Source organism: Streptomyces tricolor, assembly GCF_002155905.1.
GTDB lineage: Bacteria > Actinomycetota > Actinomycetes > Streptomycetales > Streptomycetaceae > Streptomyces > Streptomyces tricolor.
Genome location: NZ_MUMF01000340.1, coordinates 1 through 3799, shown reverse-complemented (window position 1 = coordinate 3799; position 3799 = coordinate 1). Strand labels below are relative to the sequence as shown.

Genomic DNA, 3799 nt, shown 5'->3' with positions numbered 1-3799 from the left:
CCCCGGCGGGCGCCCGGCGGCGCGGACGCGCCGGCGGCTCGTCGGCGGACTCGGCGGCGTTCGTCGTCATACCGCACAGCATAGGCCGCCACGACGAAACGGTTGCGTTCCGACGTCCGTTGGGCCTACGCTCACGTTGCGACGATACGGTCCCGTCCCGACGTAAGAGAACGTGCAGAGAAACGTAAGGAAACGCCGGGCGACGGCCACGAACGCGGCGGTCCCGGCGCGAGCCGGCCGCAGCACCCCCTCCCCCGAGCGAAAGCAGCGGATGTGAGTCAGGTCCTCCACACACCGCCCCCGACCCAGGCCCCGGCCGCCGACGACCTCTCGGCGCTGGCCGCCCGGCACGGCCTGTCGGTCAGCGGGGCCCGCCCCTCGCTGCCGGAGTACGTCCGGCAGCTGTGGGCCCGCCGCCACTTCATCAGCGCCTTCGCCACCGCCAAGCTCACCGCGCAGTACAGCCAGGCGAAGCTCGGCCAGGTCTGGCAGGTCATGACCCCGCTGCTGAACGCGGCGGTCTACTACTTCATCTTCGGTGTGCTGCTCGGCACCAAGCACGGCGTGCCCGACTACATCCCGTTCCTGGTCACGGGCGTGTTCATCTGGACGTTCACGCAGAGTTCGATCATGGCGGGCACCCGCGCGATCTCCGGCAACCTCGGCCTGGTGCGCGCCCTGCACTTCCCGCGCGCCGCCCTGCCGATCTCCTTCTGCCTCCAGCAGCTCCAGCAGCTGCTGTTCTCGATGGCCGCGCTGGTCGTCATCCTGCTCTGCTTCGGCGTACCCGTCGCCTTCTCCTGGCTGCTGGCGCTCCCGGCCCTGGTGCTCCAGTTCACGTTCAACGCCGGGGTGTCGATGATCATGGCGCGAATGGGCGCGAGGACCCCGGACATCGCCCAGCTGATGCCGTTCGTGCTGCGCACGTGGATGTACGTGTCCGGCGTGATGTGGAGCATCGACAAGCTGGCCGCCAAGGACGACCTGCCGCAGGTCGTCACCGTCCTGCTGGAGCTGAACCCGGCCGCCGTCTACATCGACCTCATGCGGTTCGCGCTGATCGACAGCTTCCACGCCCAGTCCCTGCCCCCGCACGTGTGGGCGGCGGCCGTCGGCTGGGCCCTGCTCGCCGGCATCGGCGGCTTCATCTACTTCTGGAAGGCTGAGGAGACGTACGGCCGTGGCTGAGAACGTGAACGACCAGACCCCCACCGTCGTCGCCGACCGCGTCGACATCGTCTACCGGGTCAACGGCACCGGTGCCGGCCGCGGCTCCGCCACCGCCGCCCTCAACCGCATCCTGCGCCGCAAGCAGACCGAGAAGGCGGCCGGCGTCCGCCGGGTGCACGCGGTGAAGAAGGTGTCGTTCGTCGCCTACAAGGGGGAGGCGATCGGGCTCATCGGCACCAACGGGTCCGGCAAGTCCACCCTGCTCAAGGCGGTCGCCGGACTGCTCCCGGTGGAGAGCGGGCACATCTACACCGACGGCCAGCCCTCCCTGCTGGGCGTCAACGCGGCCCTGATGAACGACCTCACCGGCGAGCGGAACGTCTTCCTCGGCGGCCTCGCCATGGGGATGTCCCGGGAGCAGATCAAGGAGCGCTACCAGGACATCGTGGACTTCTCCGGGATCAACGAGAAGGGTGACTTCATCACCCTGCCGATGCGCACCTACTCCTCCGGCATGGCCGCCCGGCTCCGCTTCTCCATCGCCGCCGCCAAGGACCACGACGTCCTGCTCATCGACGAGGCGCTGGCCACCGGCGACCGCTCCTTCCAGAAGCGCTCCGAGGCGCGGATCCGCGAACTGCGGCAGCGCGCGGGCACGGTGTTCCTGGTCAGCCACAACAACAAGTCGATCCGCGACACCTGCGAGCGGGTCCTGTGGCTGGAGCGCGGCGAACTGCGCATGGACGGGCCGACCGAGGAGGTCATGAAGGAGTACGAGGCCTTCACCGGCGACAAGAAGCCGGCAGCCAAGAAGCCCGCCCCGAAGAAGCCGGCACCGAAGGCCGACAGCCCGAAGACGGACAGCCCGAAGACGGACAGCCCGAAGACGGACGACGCGAAAGCGGACAGCACGAAAGCGGACACACCGCAACCGGACGCGCCGAAAGTGCCTCTTCCCTCCTGAGACGAGCTTTACGCCAAGCGCAGTTATCCCTTTCATCCGCTAAGCGACAGTATGTTATGAAGGGTGCGCCCGGAGACCACGAGCCGAAGGAGTCCACTGCGATGCCCCAGCTGAGTGTGATCGTCTACGGGCCGAACGCACAGGGGCATCTGACCGAGCTGCTGGACTCCCTGGCGGCCCATCCCCTCCCCGACGCCGAGGTGATCGTCGCCGCGGTCGGCGCGTGGGCCCGGGAGACGGCCGAGGGCCACGCCCCCGAGACGGTCGTCGTCGCACTGCCGGACGGCACCGGGGACGTGGAGGCCCGGGCGGCCGGCGCCGCCCGCGCCACCGGCCGCTGGCTGCACTTCGTCCACGCCAAGGACGGCCTGCCCGCCGGCGCGCCCCGCCTGATCGCCGAGCGGACCGCCGAACTCGACGCCGCCGCCCCGGACGCCACGAGCCCCGCGGGCACCGCGGACCCGGTCGACGTCCTCCTCTTCGACCACGTCACCACCACCTGGCAGACCGCCGCCCGCCCCTCCCACGACGGCCGCCACCTCGCCGCCGTCGGCCGGGCGGCCCGCTCCCTGAACGCGGCCCCCGACCTGCTGCGCCTCACCCCGCTGCTCGGCAACCGCGCCCTGCGCGCCGGCTTCTGGCGGGCCCACGAGGAGCAGCTGAACACCGAGGACGAGGCGCGCGCCGCCCAGGCGGCCCTGCTGCACGCCGGCCGCGTCGCCTGCCTGAACCAGACGGCGTACGAACACCGCGTACTGCGCCCTCAGAGCCTGCCGCCGCGCGCCCCCGAGGACCGGCTCGCGCTGATCGACCGCTACGAGTCGCTGCTCACGCTCACCAAGAACCGCCGCGCCCCCCGCACGGTGCTGTACAACCTGATGGTCCGCGACCTGGTGCGCACCTTCGCCCGCGAGGACCTGCCCGACCCGGTGGCCCGCGAGTTCTTCCGCCGCGCCTCGCTGGCCGCGGTCCGCTGGCGCCCCGAGGGACACAAGCGCCCGGCCGGCCTGGAAGGCGTACGGCACGCGCTGCTGGAGGAGGGCGCGTACACCAAGTACCGCGCGTTCCAGACCGCCAACCGCACCCGCCGCGCCGCCCGCAAGGCGGTACGGACCCGCAAGCAGCACCTCGGCGCCAAGGTCCGCGACCACCAGTACCGGCGCGCCCTCGGCCGCCCGGTGAACCCGGACCTCGCCGTGTTCGCGGCCTACTGGGACCGCGGGGTGTCCTGCAACCCGGCCGCGATCGCCGCGAAGCTCGCCGAACTCGCCCCGCACATCCACCCGGTGTGGGTGGTGAACAAGCAGAACGCGGCCCTGCTGCCGCCCGGCACCGACCACGTGACCCCGGGCACCCGCCGCTACTGGGAGACCCTGGCCACCGCCAAGTACCTGACGAACAACGTCAACTTCCCGAACGCGGTGGTCAAACGCCCGGACGCCGTCCACCTCCAGACCCACCACGGCACCCCGCTCAAACGCATGGGCCTGGACCAGATGGACCATCCGGCCGCCGCCAAGGGCCTGGACTTCGCCGCCCTGCTGGCCCGCATCGACAAGTGGGACTACAGCGTCAGCGCCAACAGCCACTCCACCCGGATGTGGGAGCGCGCCTACCCGTCCCGGTACACGTCCCTGGACTACGGCTATCCGCGCAACGACGTCT

General features: G+C 70.9%; 3 protein-coding genes. All 3 read left to right on the top strand.

Features of this window, described 5'->3' with window-relative positions; genetic code table 11:
• Positions 1 to 273: 273 nt before the first annotated feature.
• The gene (locus CCN44_RS23930; protein WP_059249846.1) at positions 274 to 1188 is read left to right on the top strand and encodes an ABC transporter permease; all 915 of its coding nucleotides are present in this window, start codon (positions 274 to 276) and stop codon (positions 1186 to 1188) included.
• The gene (locus tag CCN44_RS23925; protein ID WP_086699416.1) at positions 1181 to 2134 is read left to right on the top strand and encodes an ABC transporter ATP-binding protein; all 954 of its coding nucleotides are present in this window, start codon (positions 1181 to 1183) and stop codon (positions 2132 to 2134) included. The genes CCN44_RS23930 and CCN44_RS23925 overlap by 8 nt, the downstream gene beginning before the upstream one ends.
• Positions 2135 to 2235: 101 nt before the next feature.
• The coding region (locus tag CCN44_RS23920) for a CDP-glycerol glycerophosphotransferase family protein (RefSeq protein WP_086699413.1) at positions 2236 to 3799 on the top strand (1564 nt) is incomplete at its 3' end.